Genomic DNA, 19,814 nt, shown 5'->3' with positions numbered 1-19,814 from the left:
GACGTGACAACGACCGCGACCCGCCCGCCGGCCTCGACCCGTCAGCACCACCTGGTCGGGCTCACGGCCGCCTTCGGCATCGGCATGCTGTTCGCGATCCAGTCCCGGATCAACGGCGAACTCGGCGATGTCCTCGGCGACGGCGTCGCGGCCGCGCTGATCTCGTTCGGCACCGGCCTGCTGATCCTGCTGATCGGTACGGCGCTCATCCCCGCGGTAAGGCGCTCTCTCGGCAAGGTCTGGAAGGCGATCCGCGAGCCGGTGCGTGCGCACGGCGGCCTGCGCTGGTGGCAGTGCATCGGCGGACTCGCGGGCGCCTACCTCGTCGCGACCCAGTCGATCACCGTCTCCGTGATCGGTGTCGCGGTCTTCACCGTGGCCGTCGTCGCGGGTCAGGCGGTCAGCAGTCTGGTCGTCGACCGGCTCGGCTTCGGCCCGGCCGGCCCGCAGCCGTTCACCAGCTTGCGCGTCGTCGGCGCGCTCATCGCTTTGGTGGCCGTCGTACTCGCGGTGTCGGACCAACTGAATCACCCCGCCGGCCTGCTCCTCGCTGTACTGCCCGCGCTCGGAGGCGTCTTCACCGCGGTCCAGCAGGCGATCAACGGACGTGTCGCGCGCACCGCGTCACCGGACGCGTACGGCGCGGTCGCGGCCGGCGTGGTCAACTTCCTGGTCGGGCTCGCCGCGTTGCTGGTGGTGTTCCTCGCCGACCTCGCAGTGCGGGGTGCGCCGCATCACCTGCCGAGCAACCCGTGGCTGTACCTCGGTGGCGCGTGCGGTGTGATCTTCATCAGCGCGGCGGCGGCCGTGGTTCGGGTGGTCGGCGTGTTCGTGCTCGGTCTCGGGACCATCGCCGGTCAGTTGATCGCGAGCCTGTTCATCGACCTGTTCCTCCCGGCCGCGGACAAGGCGGTCACGTTCCCGGTCGTCGCCGGGACCGTGCTGGCCCTCGCCGCCGTGGTGATCGCCGCCGTCCCCAACCTCCGCCGCTAGTCCCGTTGGTGTGCAGTTCGACAGGAGGTGTCGGTCCGCGGGTGGTGGTCGGGCGGCGTGCGCAGGCGTGAACCCGGCCGGGTGAGGCCGGACCCGAGCCGACACTTCCTGTCCATCTGCACCAGCACCACGCAGGGATAACCCTCAACACTCCGCGCGGGGATACCCAGCGCTCCGGTCGGTTCGGTGGGTGTTGCAGGGGTGGCTACATGCCGGAGCGGTAGGTGCCCGTGCCGTCGACCGGATCGCCAGGCCATCACAACGAGGCGGGGACGATGGCCTCCCGCGGGCGGTCGCGACGTCTCGGTGATTGTGATGGCCTGGAGGTCCGTTCTCCACTGGTGTGCCGGGGGAGTGACGGCCCTGGTGGCGACCAGGCGCGGCGCTAGGTCGTCGCCGGCGCCTCGGCCGCGACGATCGGCTTGCGCCGCGGCGGACGCAGCAACCCTTGCGAGACGGCGACCCCGAGCAACACGACCAGACCGCCGACCGGCTGGTACCAGGTGATGTGCTCGTGCAGCACGAGCACGCCGACCACGATCGAGAAGACCGGCATCAGGTAGGTCACCATCGACGACCGGCTGGCCCCGATCAGCCGGATGTTCCGCAGGCTGAGCACGAACGCGAGCCCACTGCCGAGCGCACCCAGCGCGACCACACTGAGCACGACCTCGATCGACAGCGACCACGGGGCCGGCGGCGCCTGCCGGGTGACGATCGGCGCCACGATCGCGAGCTGGACCGTTGCGCACAGCAACAAACTCGCGGACAGCGCCGTCCCGGACAGCGTGGTCCCGGCGATGAACCGCTTCTGGTAGGGAATCGCCAACCCGTAGAAGACCGCGGCCAGCATGCACAGCGCCTGCCCGGTCAGATCCGCTCCGGCGTCGACATGCCAAGCACCGAGTACGACGAGCATGCCGGCGAACCCGATGATCAGCCCGAGCACCCGCTGCAGCGAGAACGTCTCGGTGCGGAAGATGAGCACGGCGATCGGCAGCACGACCAGGGGGGTGATCCCGTTCCAGATCCCCGCCAGGAGGGACGGAATGCGCTGCTCGCCGTACCCGAACAGCGTCCAGGGGATCGCGGAGCCGATCGCGCCGAGCACGAACGAGTGCAGCCACAGCCGCGGGTCGCGGGGTAACGACTCGCGCTTCACCGCCAGGATCACCAGCAGGACGACGGAGCCCGCGATCACGCGGCCGAGCGCCAGATAGAGCGGCGGAAGCTCGCGCACGCCGACCGAGATGAACAGGAAGCTGCAACCCCAGATGGCGGCCAGGGTCAGCATCGTCGGAAGCCAGGCCCGCACCGGGGCGGCCGTGTCAGTAGTCGTCACCGTGCTCACTCCTGACATCCTGCACTACCGCTGCGACATTCCGAAGATTTTTATCCGGGATCGGGCAAGCCTGGTGAGAAATGGACAACCGATGGCAGCGAGTGCGGTCGCCGGGGGAGGATGACAGCCATGGGTGCCTTCGAGGTCGTGTCCGTCCGTAAGCAGTTCCCCGCGCTCGACGAGGGCGCGGCGCATTTCGACGGTCCGGGTGGATCGCAGACCCCGCAGGTGGTCGCCGACGCGGTGGCCCGGACCCTGACGTCGGCGCTGGCGAACCGCGGCCGGCTCACGACTGCCGACCGCCGGGCCGACGAGATCGTCATCGAAGCGCGGGAGGCGATGGCCGATCTGCTCGGCACTCAGGCGAATGGCATCGTCTTCGGCCGCAGCATGACTCAGCTGACCTACGACTTCTCGCGCACGCTCGCCAAGACCTGGTCGGAGGGCGACGAGGTCGTCGTGACCCGCCTCGACCACGACGCCAACGTCCGCCCGTGGGTGCAGGCCGCCGAGGCCGTTGGCGCGACCGTGAAGTGGCTCGGCTTCGACCCCGGGACCTCGGAGCTGGACGACATCGCGCCGCTCCTGACCGATCGGACTCGCCTGGTCGCCGTCACCGGCGCATCCAACCTGCTCGGCACCCGTCCGGACGTCGCCCGGATCGCGGATCAGGTCCACGCGGCCGGTGTGCTGATCTACGTCGACGGGGTGCACCTGACCGCGCACGCCCCGGTCGATGCGGCGTACGCCGACTTCTACGTCTGCTCGCCGTACAAGTTCTTCGGGCCGCACCTCGGGGTGCTGACCGCCAAGCCCGAGCTGCTGGAGACGCTCCGGCCGGACAAGCTGCTCCCGTCGTCGGACGCTGTACCCGAGCGCTTCGAGTTCGGCACGCTCCCGTATGAGCTGCTGGCCGGCACAACCGCGGCCGTCGACTTCATTGCCGGTCTCGGCGGGACTGGAGCCACCCGACGCGAGCGCCTGCTCAGCTCGATGCAGCTGGTCGAGGAGTACGAGGACGGCCTGCGTGAGGATCTCGAGTCTCGGCTGGCCGCCATCCCGGGCGTCACCCTTTACGGCCATGCGGCTCGCCGTACGCCGACCCTGCTCTTCACCGTCGAGGGCCATCCGCCGACCGCGGTGGCCGAGCATCTGGCCGCCGCCGGGGTCAACGCTCCGGCGGGCTCGTTCTACGCCTACGAGGCCGCCCGCCACCTTGGCCTGGCGGCTGCCGGAGCCGTCCGCGCCGGCCTCGCGCCGTACTCCGACCAGTCCGACATCGACCGTCTCGTCTCGGCGGTGGAGAGCCTTGACGGTTCTTCTGACCATTAACTAAAGTCCGTGGGGAAATTCGCCGCCGAGGGAGTCAGGTGAGAGAACCGAACGCTGTTTTCGTCCAGGCGGGACTCTCGGACGGGCTGTCCAGCACGGTCCGGACCGGCGCGACCTGGTCGGCCGACGGCATCGATGTCAGCTGGTCGGACGGCGCCATCGACGTCACCGGGCCGACCGTCTCGCGCGTCGCGCTCCGCTGGTCCGAACGGCTCCCCGCCGACGCGCTGATCCTCGGCGACGCCTGGGAACGCTCGTACGGCGACCTGCAGTGGCGTCACCAGCAACCCGAGCGACTGCTGCCGTGGTACTTCCTCGCCCACGACCCGCAGACCGGTACGACGACCGGCGCAGGCGTCGACGTGCAGCCGAACGCATTCTGCTCGTGGACCGTCGACGCCGACGGGTTCACGCTCTGGCTCGATCTCCGCAACGGCGGGGGTCCGTCCCAGCTGAACGGACGTACGCTGGCCGCAGCGACTGTCCGTCGGTTCGAGGACGCCGGCTCGCCCTGGCTGACGCTGCACGCAGCGGTCGCCACCATGAGCACCCGGCTACCGGCGCGACCTGAGCCCGCGCCGGTGGTCGGGGCGAACAACTGGTACTACGCGTACGGCGAGAACTTCGACCAAAAAGCAGTAGAGGTCGACGCCGCGACCATCGTGGAGCTCGCCGACGGTCACCCGGTCAAGCCGTTCAGCGTCGTCGACGACGGCTGGTACCCGGGCGGCATCGCGTCGGGCGGTCCGTGGGACGCGGGTGCGCCGGGAGTCTTCGACGACATGGCCGGCACAGCCGCGGCGATCACGGCGATCGGCGCCCGCCCGGGGCTGTGGTTCCGCCCGCTCCTGGTTCGCGAGGCCGGTCCGTGGGGTCGCCCCGGGCCGCACGACAAACCCGGTCGCGCGCTCGATCCGTCGTACCCGGAGGTGCTCGAGCTGGTCCGCGCCGATCTGCGGCGGTTCAAGGACTGGGGTTTCGAGCTGGTGAAGCACGACTTCAGCACGTACGACGTGTTCGGCCGGTTCGGGCCCGCGATGGGATCGCGGCTGACGAGCAGCGGCTGGCAGTTGCATGATCCGTCCCGGACGACGGCGGAGATCGTGCTCGCGTTCTATCGCGAGATCCGGGCGGCCGCGGACGACGTCGTCCTGATCGGCTGCAACACCGTCGGGCACCTCGCGGCCGGGCTGGTCGACGTGCAGCGGACCGGCGACGACACGTCCGGACGGGACTGGGAGCGGACCCGCAAGATGGGCGTCAACACGCTCGCATTCCGGTTGCCGCAGCACAACCGCTTCTTCGCCGTCGACGCCGACTGCGTCCCGTGTACGCCGCAGACGCCGTGGGAGCTGAACCGGCGGTTCCTGGATCTGGTCGCACGGTCGGGTACGGCGCTGTTCGTGTCGATCGATCCACAAGCCCGCACCGAGCGGTCGGACCGCGCGCTGAGCGACGGTATACGGTTGGCGCTCAGTGGTGGTGACGCGTCCGGGATCGAGCCGCTGGACTGGCTGACGAACACGACCCCGACCTCCTGGCGCTCGGGCGCCGAGACGATCCAGTACGACTGGTCACGTCCGTGGGGTGCGGACCCGATCTCCGACTGAGTTGGGGGGAGTTGTGACTGTACGCCGGGGCACGAACCTGGGTCGTGTGGGCGGTTTCAACGATGCTGTCGTGCTCGATGCGATTCGCCGGAGCGAGCAACTGAGCCGGGTCGAGCTCGCCGAGGTGACCGGCCTGTCCGGTCAGGCGATCTCCAACATCGCCCGCCGCCTCCTCGACGCCGGTCTGGTCCGCGAAGCCGGCCGCCAGCGCAGCGCGGGCCTGGGCAAGCCGCGCACTCTGCTCGAGCTCGAACCCACCGGCCAGTACGCCGTCGGCGTTCACCTCGACCCCGCCGTCGTGACCGTGGTGCTGCTCGACCTCACCGGCGATGTGGTCGCCCGCCGACGGGTGGACACGCCATACGCCGACGATCCCGACGTACTGATCGCCGGAATCGCGGCGACGATCGAGGACGTGATGACTCTCGCTGCCGCGTCACGGGATCGCGTGGTGGGTGTTGGAATCGCCGCACCCGGGCCGATCGATGCCGAGCGTGGTTTCGTGGTCGACCCACCCAACCTGGCGGCCTGGCATCTGGTCCCGATCCGCGACGAGCTCCGCGAGCGGACCGGGCTGCCGGTGCTCCTCGACAAGGATGTGACCGCTGCGGCGTCGGCCGAGAAGTGGGCCGGCGGAGGTGGGAGCTTCGTGTTCTTCTACCTGGGCACCGGCGTGGGGGCCGGCCTGGTGATCGGTGACGAGGTGGTCCGCGGTTCGTCCAGCAACGTGGGCGAGATCGGTCACGTCATCGTCGATCCGGATGGGCCGGTCTGCTACTGCGGCCGGCGCGGCTGCGTCGGCGAGGCGAGTCAGCCGCGGTACCTGGTGCAGCAGGCGGTCCGGGCCGGGGTGCTTGCCTCAGGCATCGATCTCGACGACCGGCAGGCTGTGGACGCGGAGTTCGCCCGACTGTGTTCGCTGGCCGCGGCGGATCCCGGGCCGGCCCGGGAGATCGTTGCCGCACTGGCCGTCCGGATCGCCAAGGTGGTCGAGGACATCGCGAACCTCCTCGACCTGGAGCGGGTGGTGTTCGGTGGCCCGCACTGGGAGCGGCTCGCGCCCCTGTTCGGCGATGCGGTCCGGGCCGCCCTGGACGGACGTTTCCTGGTCCGCTCCGTCCACCCCTTCGAAGTCGCCGGTACGGTGCTCGGAGTCGACGTCGGCGCGATCGGCGCGGCCAGCCTGGTCCTCGACCAGACCTTCTCGCCGAACCCCTCGGTACTGTTGCAGAGCCGCGAACTCGTGGCAGATAGGTGACTGTGTTGATAATCGATCCCGAGGTCCTCGCCCGGGCTACCGCGGCGGTCCACCGGGCGACCGGCGACGAGACGATCGCGGAGATGTTCCGGCGCTCGATGGCCGAGAACCTGCCCGCCGTCGCCGAACGGCTGCCGGACGGGACGACGTTCGTGCTCACCGGCGACATCCCGGCGATGTGGCTGCGCGACTCCGCCGCCCAGCTCCGGCCGTACCTGCTGCTGTGCAAGGACGATCCGGGCTTGCAGGAGGTGCTGATCGGTGTCCTGCACCGGCAACTGGAGTACGTCGTCCTCGACCCGTACGCCAACGCGTTCAACCGCGAAGCGAACGGCGCCGGTCACACCACCGACGAGACCGAGATGTCGCCGTGGGTGTGGGAGCGCAAGTACGAGATCGACTCACTCTGTTTCCCGCTCGAGCTGGCGTACCGGCTGTGGCGGATCACCGGTCGGGCGGACGTGATCGACGAGCGCTTCCGGGCGGCGGCGTCGGCGATCATCGACCTGTGGACCGTGGAGCAGGATCACGAGGCGAGGTCGCCGTACCGGTTCCAGCGGGACGAGCCGGACATGCTGCCGTCGGACACGCTGGTCCGCGAAGGGCGGGGCCGGCTGACCCGGCCGACCGGGATGTCGTGGAGCGCGTTCCGGCCGAGTGACGACGCGACCGAGCTCGGGTTCAACGTGCCCGGCAACATGTTCGCGTCCGTCGTCCTCGGCTATCTGCAGGAGATCGCGGCCGAGGTGCTGGACGACGAGCCGCTGTCCGCGCGAGCCAAGGAACTCAAGGCCGACATCGACGACGGCATCGCACGGCACGGCACGATCGATCATCCGGAACGCGGTCACGTCTACGCCTATGAGGTCGACGGCGCCGGGGCGACGCTGCTGATGGACGACGCGAACATGCCGAGCCTGCTGGGGATCCCCTTGACCGGGTACGCCGCGGCCGACGATCCGACGTACGTCGCCACTCGCGGGCTGCTGCTGAGCCCGGAGAACCCGTACTTCTACAGCGGTACGCACGCCGCCGGCATCGGCAGCCCGCACACCCCGCCGAACCAGGTGTGGCCGATTGCCCTTGCTGTGCAGGGATTGACGAGCACGTCGGCGGAGGAGCGCCAGCGGTTGCTGGAGCTTCTCCGCGACACCACGGGCGGCACCGGTCTGATGCACGAGTCGTTCCACGTCGAGGATCCAGCCGTCTTCACCCGCGAGTGGTTCTCGTGGGCGAACGCGATGTTCTGCGAGCTCGCGCTGGTGCACGCCGGGATCAGGTGACGTCCCGGCGCCGCGTCGTCCAGACCGCGAGTACGGCGAAGATCGCGCAGTAAGCGATCAGGGTCAGCAAGGCACGCCCACCGCCGACGGCATCGCGAACGCCGGGCGGTGCGTCGTTGGCTGCCATGCCGGTGACGCTGAACACCAGCGAGCCCGCGTTCGTGCCGGGCAACACGTTGGCGAGGAACTTGAGATCCGGCAGCAGGCTGCTGACCACGCCGGCCACCAAGGTCTCGATGCCGAGAATCCACACCACACCGAGGCCGATCGGCAACGCGACGTTGCGGAAGGCAACGGCCAGGACCGCGCCGGCCAGGCACCACATCATCAGCACCAGCCAGCCACCGCCGAGACCTCGCAGCAGGTCGAACGGGCCGGGCCACTTCATCGCGGCGCCCTCGGCGGCCGCGATGCCGATGCTGGAGAGCGCGCAGGCCGCGAAGATGCCGAGCACCCAGAGCGCGATCATCGTGGCGAGTGCGAGGAACTGCGCCGCGAGTACGGCGCCGCGGCCGGGTCGCTGGGTGAGGATCGTCTTCAGCGTGCCCCAGGTGTACTCGCCGCCGATCACGATCGCGCCGAGCACGAGGGCGAGCGCGCCGGCGAAGATCGGGTAGCCGCCGATCGTGTTGTCCAGGACGCGTTCCGGCAGCATGCCGCGGAGGATCTCGGCGCGCGGGATCCCGCTGGTCTGCGGGTTGTCGTCGCCGGTCGCGTAGCCCAGGTACGGCAGCAGGTAGCCGAAGATCAGGCTCAGCACCAGCCCGGCACCGAACAGGACCCAGACGGCCGATCGCTTGCGGAGCTTCAGCAGCTCCGCTCGATAGCTACCCAGCATCCGTCTTCTCCCCGCTGGTGGTGAGCTCGAAGAAGATGTCCTCGAGAGCTCGTTCGGTGCTGTGCAGTTCGGATACCGCGATCCCGGCCTGGACCAGCACCTGGTTCACCTCGGCGGCCCGGCCCGGGTCCACCTTTACCCTGAGCGTGTCGTCGTACAGGTGCACGGTGCCGGTGCCGAGGAAGTCGGTGAGGACCGATTGGGCGGCGTCGCGCGGTGTGGCGCGGACGACCAGCTCCTGCTCGCCGCGCAGCTCCTCGACGTTGTGCTCGGCAACCATCCGGCCGGCGTTGATGATCCCGACCCGATCGCAGATCTGCTGCACCTCGCCGAGCAGGTGGCTGGACAGCAGTACGGTCCGGCCGTCGGAGCCGAGTTCGCGGATCAGGCGGCGCATGTCCCGCATTCCGGCCGGGTCGAGCCCGTTGGTCGGCTCGTCCAGGATTACCAGTTCCGGATCCTTCAGCAACGCGGCCGCGACGCCGAGCCGCTGCTTCATCCCCAGGGAGTACGTCGAGAACCGGTCCTTCGCCCGCTCGGCGAGATCAACCTGCTCCAGGACCTCGTCGGTCCGCTGTCGTGGCACTTCGGCGTACTCGGCCAGCAGGCGCAGGTTGTCCAAGCCGGAGAGGTACGGATAGAACGCGGGCGACTCGATCATCGACCCGGTCCGGCCCAGTACGTCGGCCTGCCCAGGACGACCGCCGAGCACGCGGACGTCACCACTCGTCGGCGCGATCAACCCGGTCAGAATCCTGAGCGTGGTCGTCTTCCCGGCCCCGTTCGGCCCGAGGAACCCGTAGACCTCCCCGGGCAGAACCGTCAGGTCGACACCGTCCACCGCGAGGGTGTCGCCGTACCTCTTCGTCAGCCCGCTGACCTCGACTAGCGCATCCATACCCCAGAGCGTGCCGGTGCGGGCCCGCCGACCGCGTCGCCCAGGAGGAGTGACCGCAGCTACCCCACTCGGAGTACTGCCGAGCATACTGAGTGATCGTGGAGCGTCGAGAAGCAGTCCTGTCGGTCCGGCCGCTGGACGCTGAGACCTGGCCGGCGTTCGCCGCGCTGGTCGAGGCGAACAACGGGGTGTGGGGTGGGTGCTGGTGCATGGGCTTCCATGTGAAGCTGGGAAAGGGACGCACCGCGGCCCAGAACCGTGCCGAGAAGGAGCAACGCGTCCGGGACGGGAGCACCCATGCCGCGCTGGTCTTCGACGGCGACCAGTGCGTCGGCTGGTGCCAGTTCGGCACACCTGAGGAGCTGCCCGAAGTCAAGAGCAAACGCCTGTACGAGAAGGGCCTGACCGACCTCCCGGCCTGGCGCATCACCTGCTTCTTCACCGGCAAAGGGCACCGCGGCCGCGGTGTCGCCGACGCGGCCCTGACGGGCGCCCTCGCCCAGATCGCCCAGTACGGCGGTGGCACCGTGGAGGGCTACCCCGAGGAAACCGACGACCGGAAAGTCTCCGGCTCCTTCCTCCACACCGGCCCCATGCCCGCCTTCGAGTCGCACGGCTTTACCCGGGTCCGTCCGATCTCCCCGCACCGCTGGGTCGTCGCACGCACAGTCACCCCGGACTGACCTTCAGCCGAGCCAACCCGGTCGGACCAAGCCGGTCTGGTAGGCGACCACGACCAGCTGGGCGCGGTCGCGGACGCCGAGTTTGATCATTGCGCGGCTGACATGGGTCTTCGCCGTGGCCGGGCTGAGGACCAGGCGCTCGGCGATCTCGTCGTTCGAGAGGCCTTCGCCGACCAGGGCGACGATCTCCTTCTCGCGTTCGGTGAGGACGTCGAGTTCCTTGCTGGCGTGCGGTTGGCGGCTGCGGGAGGCGAACTCCGCGACCAGGCGGCGCGTGACCCCGGGGGACAGGAGCGCATCGCCGCGCGCGACCACCCGGACCGCCTGCAGTAGCTCGACCGGCTCGGTGTCCTTCACCAAGAACCCGCTGGCCCCGACCCGCAGTGCCTCGAAGACGTACTCGTCGAGGTCGAACGTCGTCAGGATCACCACATGCACATCGGCCAGCTCCGCGTCGGCGCCGATCTGCCGCGTCGCCTCCAGCCCGTCGGTGCCAGGCATCCGGATGTCCATCAGCACCACATCGGGCTTCTCGGCCCGCGCCGCTGTGACCGCCTCGGCTCCGTCCGCCACCTCGCCGATCACCGTGATGTCGTCCTCGGCATTCAGCAACGACCGGAACCCGGCCCGCACCAACGCCTGATCGTCCGCCAGCAGCACCCTGATCATGCGCTCACGCTAGAGCATCGGTCAGGCCAAGCCCGCGTCGTGCGCCAGCAGCGCGATCTGGGTACGGTTCCCGAGCTCGAGCTTGGTGAGGATGTGCGAGATGTGTGCCTTCACTGTCGCGACGCTCATGTAGAGCTCCGCCGCGATCTGCGCGTTCGCCTTCCCCTGGGCGACCGCGAGCATCACGTCGTACTCGCGGGGTGACAGCCGCTTGAGCGACGTCTGCGCGATCGTGTGCGCGTCGGCCTGGGTCGCGGCCTGGTCCATCAATCGCCGGGTGATCGCCGGTGACAGGATCGGGTCGCCGGCGGCCACCCGCCGTACCGCTTCGACGATCTGCGCCGGTGGCGTGTCCTTCAGCAGGAAGCCGCTCGCCCCGGCGCGGAGCGCGTGCAGCACGTTCTCGTCGGTGTCGAACGTCGTGAGGACGACGACCTCCGGCGGATTGGTCCGCGCCCGCAGCCGCCGCGTCGCGACGATCCCGTCCACCCTCGGCATCCGCAGGTCCATCAGCACGATGTCCGGAAAATGCGCGTCCACCGCGGCCGGTACCTCGTCGCCGTCGGCGGCCTGGCCGACCACGGCGATCCCGTTCGCGCCGTCGAGCATCATCTCCAGGCTCGCCCGGACCAACGCGTCGTCGTCCACCACCAGGACCCGGATGGTCGTCTCACTCATCCGCGTCCTCGCTTCGCTCCGGGCGCGGCTGAGGCACAAGTCGCCCTGTGCTTGATGATGAACTCGCTCCGCTCGCTCATGGGGGCCACGGTAGCGAGGCCTCGAGCCGGAAGCCGCCACCGGGCACCCGCCCATGGTCCAGCGTGCCGCCGGCGAGTTGCACCCGCTCCGTCAGGCCGACCAGCCCGGTCCCGCTGCCGGGGGTGAGCGGCGTCCCATTGGACGCCGGATTGGTCAGCTCGATCCGCAGCCCGTCACCCGGCCGGCCCGCCACCGTCAGCGTGACCGGATGCCCGGCCGCGTGTTTGCGCGCATTGGTGAGCCCTTCTTGCACGATCCGGTACGCCGTCCGCCCCGTTGCCGGCGGCAACGACGTGGCGTCGGCGACACGATCGTCGTACGAGATCGCCGTACCGGCCTCGCGGGACTCCTCGACGAGCGCCCGGAGGTCGCCGAACGTCGGCTGCGGCCGGCCGCCCGGGAGATCGTCGATCTCGGTGTCGCGCAGCACGCTGATCACCTCACGCAACTCGTCGAGCGCCTGGTGCACACCGGTGCGGATCACGCCGGCCGCCTTGGCGAGCTTCTCCGGCGACGAATCCGGGCGATACTCGAGGGCACCGGCGTACGTCGCCAGCAGGGACAGGCGATGCGCGAGTACGTCGTGCATCTCGCGGGCCATCTGGGTCCGTTCGAGGGTCCGCGCCTCGGCGACCCGGCGGCCCTGCTCGGCCTCGGCCCGTTGCGCCCGCTCCCGGAGCGAGGAGAGGAGTTGCTGCCGGGCCTGGACCCATTGACCCCAGCCGAGCAGTGCGGCGTGGACGGCGAAGTCGAGTACGGCGAACCACAGGAACGGGAGATTGCCGATCGGCCACAACAGACCTTGGACGAGGTGCGCCGTGGCCTGGAAGAGGGCGACGGGGGCCGCCGTACGCAGGGGGAACCGCAGGGCGACGGTCAGCGTGGCGGCCGTCGACGGCGGTGTTGCAGCGGGGGAGACAGCGGCCAGTACTGCGAGTGCGATCGCTGTCGGTATCGGGTGGCGGCGCAACCCCAGCATCAGCCCGCAGGCGACGACGCCGACCACGATGTCCAGCGCGAGCCACTTGTGGTGCGCGGGATCGGACATCCGGCCGACGATCGTCAGTGCCGACAGCAACCCGATCGCGGCGACGCCTGACACCTCGGCGGCCAGATTGCGCCGCGCCGGCAGACAACTCACCATGCCGCCGACCCTAGGCCCTGCCCTCATCCGTCACCACCGACCAAAGTCGATGCCTGGCCGACTTCGGACCACCTCACCTGCATCGTGTCCGTGGGCAGCCCGCTGTTCAACGGCATCGGCGTCGAGGCCAAGCTCGGCCTCGCCTCGCTCCACCTCGTCGTCGGCGCCTGGTGATCGTCGGACTCCGCCGTACGGCCCTCACTGCCATCGACCGCTGCTAAGGCAACTGGAGTTGGGCGGCCTGATAGAAGCCACGGATGTGCGCGGTGACCAACTCGGCCGCGCTGTCCGGCTGACCGGTGCGGACCGCGGTCAGGATCGCGCGATGCTCAGCGCGCAGTCCGACCGCGGTCGCCTCCCAGTCCGGCAGATTCGGTACGGCGGCCAGCACGTACTCGTGGATCGCCGACCGCAGCGACGCCATCACCGCCGCGATCAGCACGTTGCCGGCCAGCCTCGAGAGCGCGACGTGGAACTCCGCGTCGAGCAGATGAAACTCCTCGGGTGACAAGCCTGGGCGATCCATCCGGTCGAGCAACGCCTCGGCGACCTCGAGTTCACTCGGCTCCACCTGCCGCCCAGCCGCCTCCCGGGCCGCCCACGACTCCAGCAGCAGGCGGGTCTGGACGACGTCCCCCATCGGCAGATGATTCGTTGCCAGATGCAACCGCAGTACGGCGGTCAGCGGCGACACCGGCTCCGCCACGATGACCGCGCCGGCCTCCGGCCCGGAGCCGGTCGCGGTCCGCACCACGCCCATCGCCTCGAGCACCCGGACCGCCTCCCGCACCGACGGTCGGCTGATCCCGAGCTGCTCGGCCAGCACCCGCTCGCCCGGCAGCCGCCCTCCGATCCGCAGCCGCCCGGCCGCGAGATCCGCCTCAACCCGATGCAACACCAACTCGTAGTTCTTCACGCCCACCACCCCAACCCGGCGCGGGCAGGATTCCTGCGGAGTTCGGGGAGGGTTTTACCCCCGATTCCGGCAGAAAACCTCCCCGAAGCCCGCGGCCTCCACGCCAGGGAGGGAGGTGGGTTGTTGTGCACTTGGACGACTCTACTGTGTGGTCGGACCACAGGCTATGCTGTGGTCCGACCACAGATCGGGCGTGCCGGTTCGCCGTATGCATGCCTGGTCTCCGCCGGCCGTTCCGGAGTACTGATGACCGATCGACAGCTGCCCAAATGGTCCGAGCTGAAGCCGCTGCTGCGGCCGAAGCCGATCACGGCGAACCCGACCGACCGGCGGCTGGAGAAGGCGCTCACGATCGCGGATCTGCGCGCGATCGCCAAGCGCCGGACGCCGCGGTCGGTGTTCGACTACACCGACGGCGCCGCCGAGGCGGAGATCAGCCTGAGCCGGGCCCGCCGGCTGTTCGCCGAGATGGAGCTGCAGCCGTCGATCCTGCGCAACGTCTCCGAGATCGACCTGGGTACGTCGATCCTGGGCGGGCGCTCGGAGCTGCCGTTCGCGTTCGCGCCGACCGGATTCACCCGGATGATGAACCACGAGGGCGAGAGCGCGGTCGTCAAGGTCGCCGAGCAGATCGGGATCCCGTACGCGCTGTCCACGATGGGCACCACGTCGATCGAGGACGTCGCGGCCGCCGCGCCGGACGCGCGGAAGTGGTTCCAGCTGTACGTGTGGAAGGACCGGGACGCGGGGGAGGACCTGGTCAAGCGATCCGCGGCCGCTGGGTACGAGGCGCTGATGCTGACGGTCGACGTGCCGGTTGCGGGGGCACGGCTGCGCGACGTACGCAACGGCTTCACGATCCCGCCGTCGCTGACCGCGAAGACTGTGCTCGACGCGTCGCTGCACCCGGCCTGGTGGGCGAACCTGCTGACCACACGGCCGCTGACCTTCGCATCGCTGTCCACCTGGCACGGTACGGTCGCCGAGCTGCTGGACAAGCTGTTCGACCCGACCATGACGATCGACGACCTGACCTGGCTGCGCTCGATCTGGTCCGGGCCGTTGATTGTCAAAGGCATCCAGACCGTCGAGGACGCCCGCCGGGTGGTCGACGCCGGCGCCGACGCGATCGTCCTGTCGAACCACGGTGGCCGTCAGCTCGACCGGGCGCCGACGCCGCTGCGCATCCTCCCCGACGTCCGCAAGGCAGTGGGCACTGACGCCGAGATCTACCTCGACACGGGGATCATGTCGGGTGCGGACATCGTCGCCGCGATCGCACTGGGTGCGGACGCCTGCCTGGTCGGCCGCGCGTACCTCTACGGTCTGATGGCCGGCGGTCAGCGTGGCGTGGCCCGGTCCGCTGAGATCCTCACCAAGGAGGTCCGGCGGACGATGGCTCTGCTAGGCGTGTCCCGGGTCGCCGACCTCAACCCGTCCCACGTCCGCCTGCCCTGACCGTTCGGGCAGCGGCAACGTCGCGATGATCCGCAGGCCGCCGGTCGGCCTGCGGGTCGCGGTGAGGGTGCCGCCGAGAGCGGTGGCGCGTTCCCGCATGCCGACGATGCCGTTGCCTTCCGCCGGCGGGCCGGTGAGCGACTGGCCGTCGTCGTCGACCTGGAGTACGAGCGCCTCGTCGCCGTACTGGATCCGCACCGTCGCCTCGGTCGCCCTGGCATGCCGTACGACGTTCGTGAGCGACTCCTGGATGATCCGCAAGGCGGCCCGGTCCAGCCCGATCGGCAGCGGCTCCGGGTCGCCGTGCACGATGGTGTGCACCTCGAGGCCGGCCCGGGACGTCCGGCTGACCAGGTGCTCCAGCCGATCGAGCCCGGTGACCGGCTGCCGGGGCGCCGACTCGTCGGACTGCCGCAGGATCCCGACGATCGACCGTAGCTCGACCAGCGCTTCCTTGCTGGCGTCCTTGATCGCCGACAGTGCCGGGCCGGCCTGCTCGGGCTGCCGATCGACCAGGTGCAGCGCGGTCGACGCCTGCACGTTGATCAGCGAGATGTGGTGGGCCACGACGTCGTGCAACTCCTGCGCGATCCGCAGCCGCTCCTCACCGGCCTGCCGCAGCTCAGCTTCCTTCCGGGTCCGTGCCGCCGCCATCACGCGGTCGCGGTGTGCGCGGAAGAGCTCCGCCACGAACCCCAGTACGACGAAGCACGCGCCGACCAGGAGGACCTGGTACACGCCGTCGTGGTTGATGCCGAGCACCATTCGCCCGCCGACGTGCCCGAGGTACAGACCGGCCAGGGCCGACCAGCCCGCGAGCCGATACCCGAGCCGGATGCTCGTGAAGACGGCGATGACGAACGGGAGGATGACCGGACCCCACGGGTACTGCATCAGCATGTAGACGAGCGTCGCGACGACAGTTGCCCACAGCACCGGAATCGGGTGGGTCCGGAGCCAGTAGAGCGCCAGCGACGCCTTCAGGAGCAGCAGCACCATGAACCAGTCGGCGGGCCGGCGATCCGGCTGGCCGTCGGCCGCTCCGAACGAGCCGACGACCAGGAAAACGGCCAGGAACAGCGGCAGCGCGAGCCGGCGCACCCGGGACCCGACGGTGGGTGCGGCGATCGGCTCGGTCGTGCTCACAGTACGAAACCGTAGAGGTCCGCGGGGCAGGTGTCATCGTCGCCACGGAGTATCCCGACCTGCTCCCTGCGCGGTAGTTCAGTACTTGACGTTATAGATCTTCTCCTCATAGGCCTTGCCGTAGTACTGCTCGAGCTCGGCCAGGTCGGTGTCCTGCCGTTCGAGCGTCTTGGAGATCTGCGCGCGCCTCGGCATCGCGTCCGGCTCCCAGGTCTCGGGCTTCCAGAGCTTCGAGCGCAGGAACGCCTTCGAGCAGTGGTGGAAGATCTCCTCGATCTCCACCAGCAACGCCAGCTGCGGGCGGTTCCCCTGCACGATCATCTCGTCGAAGAACGGCGCTTCCTTGACGATCCGGGCCCGCCCGTTGATCCGCAGCGTGTCGCCGCGGCCGGGGATGAAGTAGATCAGCCCGACGTGCGGGTTGCTCAGGATGTTGGTGAACCCGTCGACCCGCCGGTTCCCCGCGCGCTCGGGGATCGCGATCGTCGTGTCGTCGAAGACCTTGGTGAACCCCGCCGGGTCGCCCTTCGGCGAGACGTCGCAGCTGCCGTCGGCGGCCGACGTGGCGATGAGGCAGAACGGCGACGCGGTCAGCCACTGCCGGTCCAGGTCGTGCAACTCCTTGCGGGCCTTGCCGGCCGCGGCGGCCAGCGGCTGCGGAACCACGTCCCGCAGTTCGTCGTGGGATGTGATTTCAACCAGTCCGGGGATCTCCATCAGGCGGCGTTCTCCTTTGCCGGCAACGGCTGGACGGCCCTCGTCCGTGCTGCCCATCGTACGGCGGGACCAGTTGCGCAACTGGTCCCCAGGAACAGTGCACCGACGACGATCCAGCCGATCGGACCCCAGCCGAGGATGACGGTGGTGAGCAGCGCCGGGCCGAGCATGCGGGCGATCGCGGGGCCGGTGCCGAAGAAGCCCTGGTACTGGCCCTGCTTGTCGGCCGGTGCGAGACCGAAGCTGATCTCCCACGCACCGGACGCCAGTTTCATCTCTCCGAGCGTCAACAGAGTGGCGGCGAGCACCAGTACGACGGCAGCCGTCGCCGCGCTCATCTTGGCGGCGGAGATCGCGAAGACCCCGCAGGCGGCCAGCATGGCGACTCCGGCGTACCGGACCGAGCGGGTAGCGGTGTGGAGGTCCGTCACGCGCTTGGCGATCCGCACCTGGAACAGTGTGACTCCCACCGTGTTGACGATCAGCAGCGAGGCGACGACCCAGTTGGGCGCATCGGTGTGCGAGACGATCCACAGCGGGGCGACGAGGCTGAGCAGCGGCATGAAGAGCAACATGATCGCGTTCAGCAGCGCGAGGACGGCGTACGGCCGGTCCCGCAGTACGGCGAGACGGGGCTCGCCCTTGACCCTTGTGCTGACCGCGACCGGCGGGACGCGGTGGATCAGGCGTGCCGCGATCAGGAAGCTGACCGCGTCGATCGCGAAGACCGTCAGGTACGCCGCTGAGGTGTCGAAGCGGAGCGCGATACCGCCGAGCGCGGCGCCGACCGCGAGTCCGCCGTTGACCGTGGACTGGAGGAACGCGCGGATCCGGGTGCGCTCGGCCGGCTGCACCAGCCCTGCGAGCAGTGCCTGGCGCGCGGCGGTCAGTCCGGTCTGACTGCTTGCGTAGGTGATCGCCGCAACCAGGAACAACGGGAAGCTTCGCACGAACAGGAACGAGCCGACCGAGACTGCCGTGGTCAACGCCAGCGCGACCGCGACCCCACGGGCGCCCTTCCGGTCGGCCAGGTTGCCCAGCGGGATACCCGTGAGGAAGCCGATCAACCAGGCGACCGTGAGTCCGAGTCCGACCTCGGCGGTCGACAGCCCGACCACCCGGGTGAAGAACAGCGCTGAGGTGACGATGAAGGCTCCGTCGCCCACCGAGTTCGCCAGTTGCGCCATCGCCAGGTCCCGGGCCGCTCCGGCCGGCGGCAGGATGCTGGAAGGCCCGCGGTCACGCTTGCTGCGGATGCGGTCGGCGGTGAGGCTCATCGGGGTCTCCCTCGGCTCGGTGTATCTCGAGCCTAGGAGCGTGGCGGCCCAGCGGGCAGGTCCACCTTCACCCTCAGATGATGGGCCACATTGGTCTGTGGACAACTCAGATCCGGGGTCGGAATCACGGCACCTTGTTAAGTATGAGCTTCCAAAACCTGGCACCGACCTGGGCCACTCAACCCCTCTCCGACCCCGCGCTCGCCACCGATGTCGTCGACCTGATGGTCAGCCTCGGCGATCGCCGGAGCGGCACGTTCACCGCCGTGCTGTGCGACCACGACGACCGCTACATCGCCACGGTCGCCATCGACCTGCCGTCCGAGTTCGAGCACCTCGAGCCGTCCCTGCGGAGCGATGGCCTCTGCGGCTCAGCCCTCAGCCCGATCATCCCCGCCCTCCGGACCACCCCCGGCGCCGCCCTCATCCTGGCTCTGGGCCGCCCCGGCCCGGCGGTCTGGCCCGACCTGGACACCGAATGGGCCGAAGCCGCCACCCACATCTGTACCGCGGCCGAAGTCCGCCTCCTCGGCTTCTACATAGCCTCAGCCACCCACATCTACCAACCAGCCGTGCGAGCGTCGGCAGCCGCCTGACCGGCCGCCTGCTGCGGCGAGGCCGTCAGCGCACGCCGCGGGGGCGGAACTGGATGCTGATCCGCGGACCTACCCGCCCCGACGCCTTGGGGATCGCGTGTTCCCAGGTGCGCTGACACGAGCCGCCCATCACGATCAGGTCCCCGTGCCCGAGCGGATATCGGACAGTCGACCCCACCGGCCCGGCGGAACCACCACCCGGTCGCGGCCGCAGCGCGAGCACCCGCGGCTCACCGACGGACAGGATCGCCACCATCGTGTCCTCGTGGTTCCCACGCCCGATGCGGTCCCCATGCCACGCGACGCTGTCCCGGCCGTCCCGGTAGAAGCACAACCCCGCCGTCCGGAACGGCTCGCCCAGCTCCTCGGCGTAGCGCGCACTCAACGCATCCTGGGCCTCGTCCAGGATCGGCAGCGGCAGGTCCTCGTTCTCGCCGTAGAAGCAGAGCAGTCGCGGCACGTCGACCACCCGGTCGTACATCTGCCGGCGCTCCGCCTGCCACGGCACGTCCCGCGCCAGCCGCTCGTACACCTGATCCGCCCCGGTCAACCATCCCGGCAGCACATCGATCCACGCACCGCGCCCGAGCTCGGTCCGCCCGAGCCCATCCAAAGACCCCAACGCCGGATCCTCGAACGCATCCAGCAACGAGCCCTGAAGGTCAGCACCCATGCCCCCACCATACCCCGGGATTCGAACACCCGTTCCCTTAAGATCAGATGCTGTGATCCCGAGGTCTGAAAAGCGGAGAGCGGCGGTTCGAAACCGCCCCTGACCACGCCGCCCCTGACGTCCGGTTCCATGTCGCGAGACCGCCGACCAATTCGCTAGCCCAGGTCCAGCCCCCGGGCTGGCCGAGTCTTGATCGGGTGGCCCGCCGGCATGAGACTTCGG

General features: G+C 69.6%; 19 protein-coding genes. 8 read left to right on the top strand and 11 right to left on the bottom strand.

Annotated features, from left to right (window positions below; genetic code table 11):
- Nucleotides 1-3: 3 nt before the first annotated feature.
- The gene (locus OG558_RS38165; protein WP_405067365.1) at nucleotides 4-993 is read left to right on the top strand and encodes a DMT family transporter; all 990 of its coding nucleotides are present in this window, start codon (nucleotides 4-6) and stop codon (nucleotides 991-993) included.
- A 385-nt stretch (nucleotides 994-1,378) separates the two neighbouring features.
- On the opposite strand, the gene OG558_RS38160 is transcribed toward OG558_RS38165, so the two are convergent.
- Nucleotides 1,379-2,335, bottom strand: coding sequence for a DMT family transporter (locus OG558_RS38160; RefSeq protein ID WP_405067364.1), 957 nt, complete (start codon nucleotides 2,333-2,335; stop codon nucleotides 1,379-1,381).
- Nucleotides 2,336-2,464: 129 nt separating this feature from the next.
- Here OG558_RS38160 and OG558_RS38155 point away from each other — a divergent pair, with 129 nt between their 5' ends.
- From OG558_RS38155 to OG558_RS38140, 4 genes are all read left to right on the top strand, one after another.
- On the top strand, nucleotides 2,465-3,667 hold the full coding sequence (locus OG558_RS38155; protein WP_405067363.1) for a cysteine desulfurase-like protein: 1,203 nt from the start codon (nucleotides 2,465-2,467) through the stop codon (nucleotides 3,665-3,667).
- Nucleotides 3,668-3,705: 38 nt separating this feature from the next.
- Nucleotides 3,706-5,277, top strand: coding sequence for a hypothetical protein (locus OG558_RS38150; protein ID WP_405067362.1), 1,572 nt, complete (start codon nucleotides 3,706-3,708; stop codon nucleotides 5,275-5,277).
- Nucleotides 5,278-5,347: 70 nt separating this feature from the next.
- Nucleotides 5,348-6,535 carry an ROK family transcriptional regulator gene (locus tag OG558_RS38145; RefSeq protein ID WP_405067361.1) on the top strand — a complete coding sequence of 396 codons (1,188 nt, stop codon included), beginning with the start codon at nucleotides 5,348-5,350 and terminating at the stop codon, nucleotides 6,533-6,535.
- Nucleotides 6,532-7,818: a glycoside hydrolase family 125 protein gene (locus tag OG558_RS38140; protein ID WP_405067360.1), complete on the top strand. Its 1,287-nt coding sequence runs from the start codon at nucleotides 6,532-6,534 to the stop codon at nucleotides 7,816-7,818. Before OG558_RS38145 ends, OG558_RS38140 begins: the two co-directional genes overlap by 4 nt.
- Here OG558_RS38140 and OG558_RS38135 read toward each other — a convergent pair.
- On the bottom strand, nucleotides 7,811-8,656 hold the full coding sequence (locus OG558_RS38135; RefSeq protein WP_405067359.1) for an ABC transporter permease subunit: 846 nt from the start codon (nucleotides 8,654-8,656) through the stop codon (nucleotides 7,811-7,813). The genes OG558_RS38140 and OG558_RS38135 overlap by 8 nt on opposite strands.
- Complete coding sequence (locus OG558_RS38130) at nucleotides 8,646-9,554, bottom strand: ABC transporter ATP-binding protein (RefSeq protein WP_405067358.1); 909 nt, start codon at nucleotides 9,552-9,554, stop codon at nucleotides 8,646-8,648. Before OG558_RS38130 ends, OG558_RS38135 begins: the two co-directional genes overlap by 11 nt.
- 98 nt (nucleotides 9,555-9,652) lie before the next feature.
- Between OG558_RS38130 and OG558_RS38125 the strand changes: the two genes are divergently transcribed.
- Nucleotides 9,653-10,237 carry a GNAT family N-acetyltransferase gene (locus OG558_RS38125; protein WP_405067357.1) on the top strand — a complete coding sequence of 195 codons (585 nt, stop codon included), beginning with the start codon at nucleotides 9,653-9,655 and terminating at the stop codon, nucleotides 10,235-10,237.
- A 3-nt stretch (nucleotides 10,238-10,240) separates the two neighbouring features.
- Here OG558_RS38125 and OG558_RS38120 read toward each other — a convergent pair whose 3' ends face one another.
- The 4 genes from OG558_RS38120 to OG558_RS38105 form a co-directional block, all read right to left on the bottom strand.
- Nucleotides 10,241-10,906, bottom strand: a complete 666-nt coding sequence (locus OG558_RS38120; protein WP_329476250.1) for a response regulator transcription factor — start codon at nucleotides 10,904-10,906, stop codon at nucleotides 10,241-10,243.
- 21 nt (nucleotides 10,907-10,927) lie between these two features.
- Nucleotides 10,928-11,584, bottom strand: a complete 657-nt coding sequence (locus OG558_RS38115; RefSeq protein WP_405067356.1) for a response regulator — start codon at nucleotides 11,582-11,584, stop codon at nucleotides 10,928-10,930.
- A gap of 76 nt (nucleotides 11,585-11,660) precedes the next feature.
- Nucleotides 11,661-12,809: a sensor histidine kinase gene (locus OG558_RS38110; RefSeq protein ID WP_405067355.1), complete on the bottom strand. Its 1,149-nt coding sequence runs from the start codon at nucleotides 12,807-12,809 to the stop codon at nucleotides 11,661-11,663.
- Between the two features lie 217 nt (nucleotides 12,810-13,026).
- Nucleotides 13,027-13,725 (bottom strand): FadR/GntR family transcriptional regulator, encoded by a 699-nt coding sequence (locus OG558_RS38105; RefSeq protein WP_405067354.1) that lies wholly within the window; start codon nucleotides 13,723-13,725, stop codon nucleotides 13,027-13,029.
- Nucleotides 13,726-13,971: 246 nt separating this feature from the next.
- Here OG558_RS38105 and OG558_RS38100 point away from each other — a divergent pair, with 246 nt between their 5' ends.
- Nucleotides 13,972-15,183: an alpha-hydroxy acid oxidase gene (locus tag OG558_RS38100; protein ID WP_329476255.1), complete on the top strand. Its 1,212-nt coding sequence runs from the start codon at nucleotides 13,972-13,974 to the stop codon at nucleotides 15,181-15,183.
- Here OG558_RS38100 and OG558_RS38095 read toward each other — a convergent pair.
- The 3 genes from OG558_RS38095 to OG558_RS38085 all read right to left on the bottom strand — a co-directional run bounded on the left by OG558_RS38095 (nucleotide 15,130) and on the right by OG558_RS38085 (nucleotide 18,323).
- Nucleotides 15,130-16,329 (bottom strand): sensor histidine kinase, encoded by a 1,200-nt coding sequence (locus OG558_RS38095; RefSeq protein ID WP_405067353.1) that lies wholly within the window; start codon nucleotides 16,327-16,329, stop codon nucleotides 15,130-15,132. The two genes, OG558_RS38100 and OG558_RS38095, sit on opposite strands and share 54 nt — an antisense overlap.
- A 78-nt stretch (nucleotides 16,330-16,407) precedes the next feature.
- On the bottom strand, nucleotides 16,408-17,046 hold the full coding sequence (locus OG558_RS38090; protein WP_405067352.1) for a pyridoxamine 5'-phosphate oxidase family protein: 639 nt from the start codon (nucleotides 17,044-17,046) through the stop codon (nucleotides 16,408-16,410).
- Nucleotides 17,046-18,323, bottom strand: a complete 1,278-nt coding sequence (locus OG558_RS38085; protein ID WP_405067351.1) for an MFS transporter — start codon at nucleotides 18,321-18,323, stop codon at nucleotides 17,046-17,048. The genes OG558_RS38090 and OG558_RS38085 overlap by 1 nt, the downstream gene beginning before the upstream one ends.
- Before the next feature lie 143 nt (nucleotides 18,324-18,466).
- On the opposite strand from OG558_RS38085, the gene OG558_RS38080 reads away from it, so the two are divergent.
- Nucleotides 18,467-18,919 (top strand): hypothetical protein, encoded by a 453-nt coding sequence (locus tag OG558_RS38080; RefSeq protein WP_329476259.1) that lies wholly within the window; start codon nucleotides 18,467-18,469, stop codon nucleotides 18,917-18,919.
- 25 nt (nucleotides 18,920-18,944) lie between these two features.
- On the opposite strand, the gene OG558_RS38075 is transcribed toward OG558_RS38080, so the two are convergent.
- The gene (locus OG558_RS38075; protein ID WP_405067350.1) at nucleotides 18,945-19,592 is read right to left on the bottom strand and encodes an alpha-ketoglutarate-dependent dioxygenase AlkB; all 648 of its coding nucleotides are present in this window, start codon (nucleotides 19,590-19,592) and stop codon (nucleotides 18,945-18,947) included.
- Between the last annotated feature and the right edge of the window lie 222 nt (nucleotides 19,593-19,814).

Origin of the sequence: Kribbella sp. NBC_01510, from assembly GCF_045040325.1 — a bacterium.
Lineage (GTDB): Bacteria > Actinomycetota > Actinomycetes > Propionibacteriales > Kribbellaceae > Kribbella.
Note: the sequence above shows the minus strand (reverse complement) of the source record. Positions and strands in the feature narration are given on the sequence as shown.

Coding starts and splice junctions, on each gene's coding strand:
- OG558_RS38155 (WP_405067363.1), top strand. CDS start 2,465: ATGGGTGCCTTCGAGGTCGTGTCCGTCCGTAAGCAGTTCCCCGCGCTC.
- OG558_RS38135 (WP_405067359.1), bottom strand. CDS start 8,656: ATGCTGGGTAGCTATCGAGCGGAGCTGCTGAAGCTCCGCAAGCGATCG.
- OG558_RS38130 (WP_405067358.1), bottom strand. CDS start 9,554: ATGGATGCGCTAGTCGAGGTCAGCGGGCTGACGAAGAGGTACGGCGAC.
- OG558_RS38120 (WP_329476250.1), bottom strand. CDS start 10,906: ATGATCAGGGTGCTGCTGGCGGACGATCAGGCGTTGGTGCGGGCCGGG.
- OG558_RS38115 (WP_405067356.1), bottom strand. CDS start 11,584: ATGAGTGAGACGACCATCCGGGTCCTGGTGGTGGACGACGACGCGTTG.
- OG558_RS38110 (WP_405067355.1), bottom strand. CDS start 12,809: ATGGTGAGTTGTCTGCCGGCGCGGCGCAATCTGGCCGCCGAGGTGTCA.
- OG558_RS38100 (WP_329476255.1), top strand. CDS start 13,972: ATGACCGATCGACAGCTGCCCAAATGGTCCGAGCTGAAGCCGCTGCTG.
- OG558_RS38090 (WP_405067352.1), bottom strand. CDS start 17,046: ATGGAGATCCCCGGACTGGTTGAAATCACATCCCACGACGAACTGCGG.
- OG558_RS38085 (WP_405067351.1), bottom strand. CDS start 18,323: ATGAGCCTCACCGCCGACCGCATCCGCAGCAAGCGTGACCGCGGGCCT.
- OG558_RS38080 (WP_329476259.1), top strand. CDS start 18,467: ATGAGCTTCCAAAACCTGGCACCGACCTGGGCCACTCAACCCCTCTCC.
- OG558_RS38075 (WP_405067350.1), bottom strand. CDS start 19,592: ATGGGTGCTGACCTTCAGGGCTCGTTGCTGGATGCGTTCGAGGATCCG.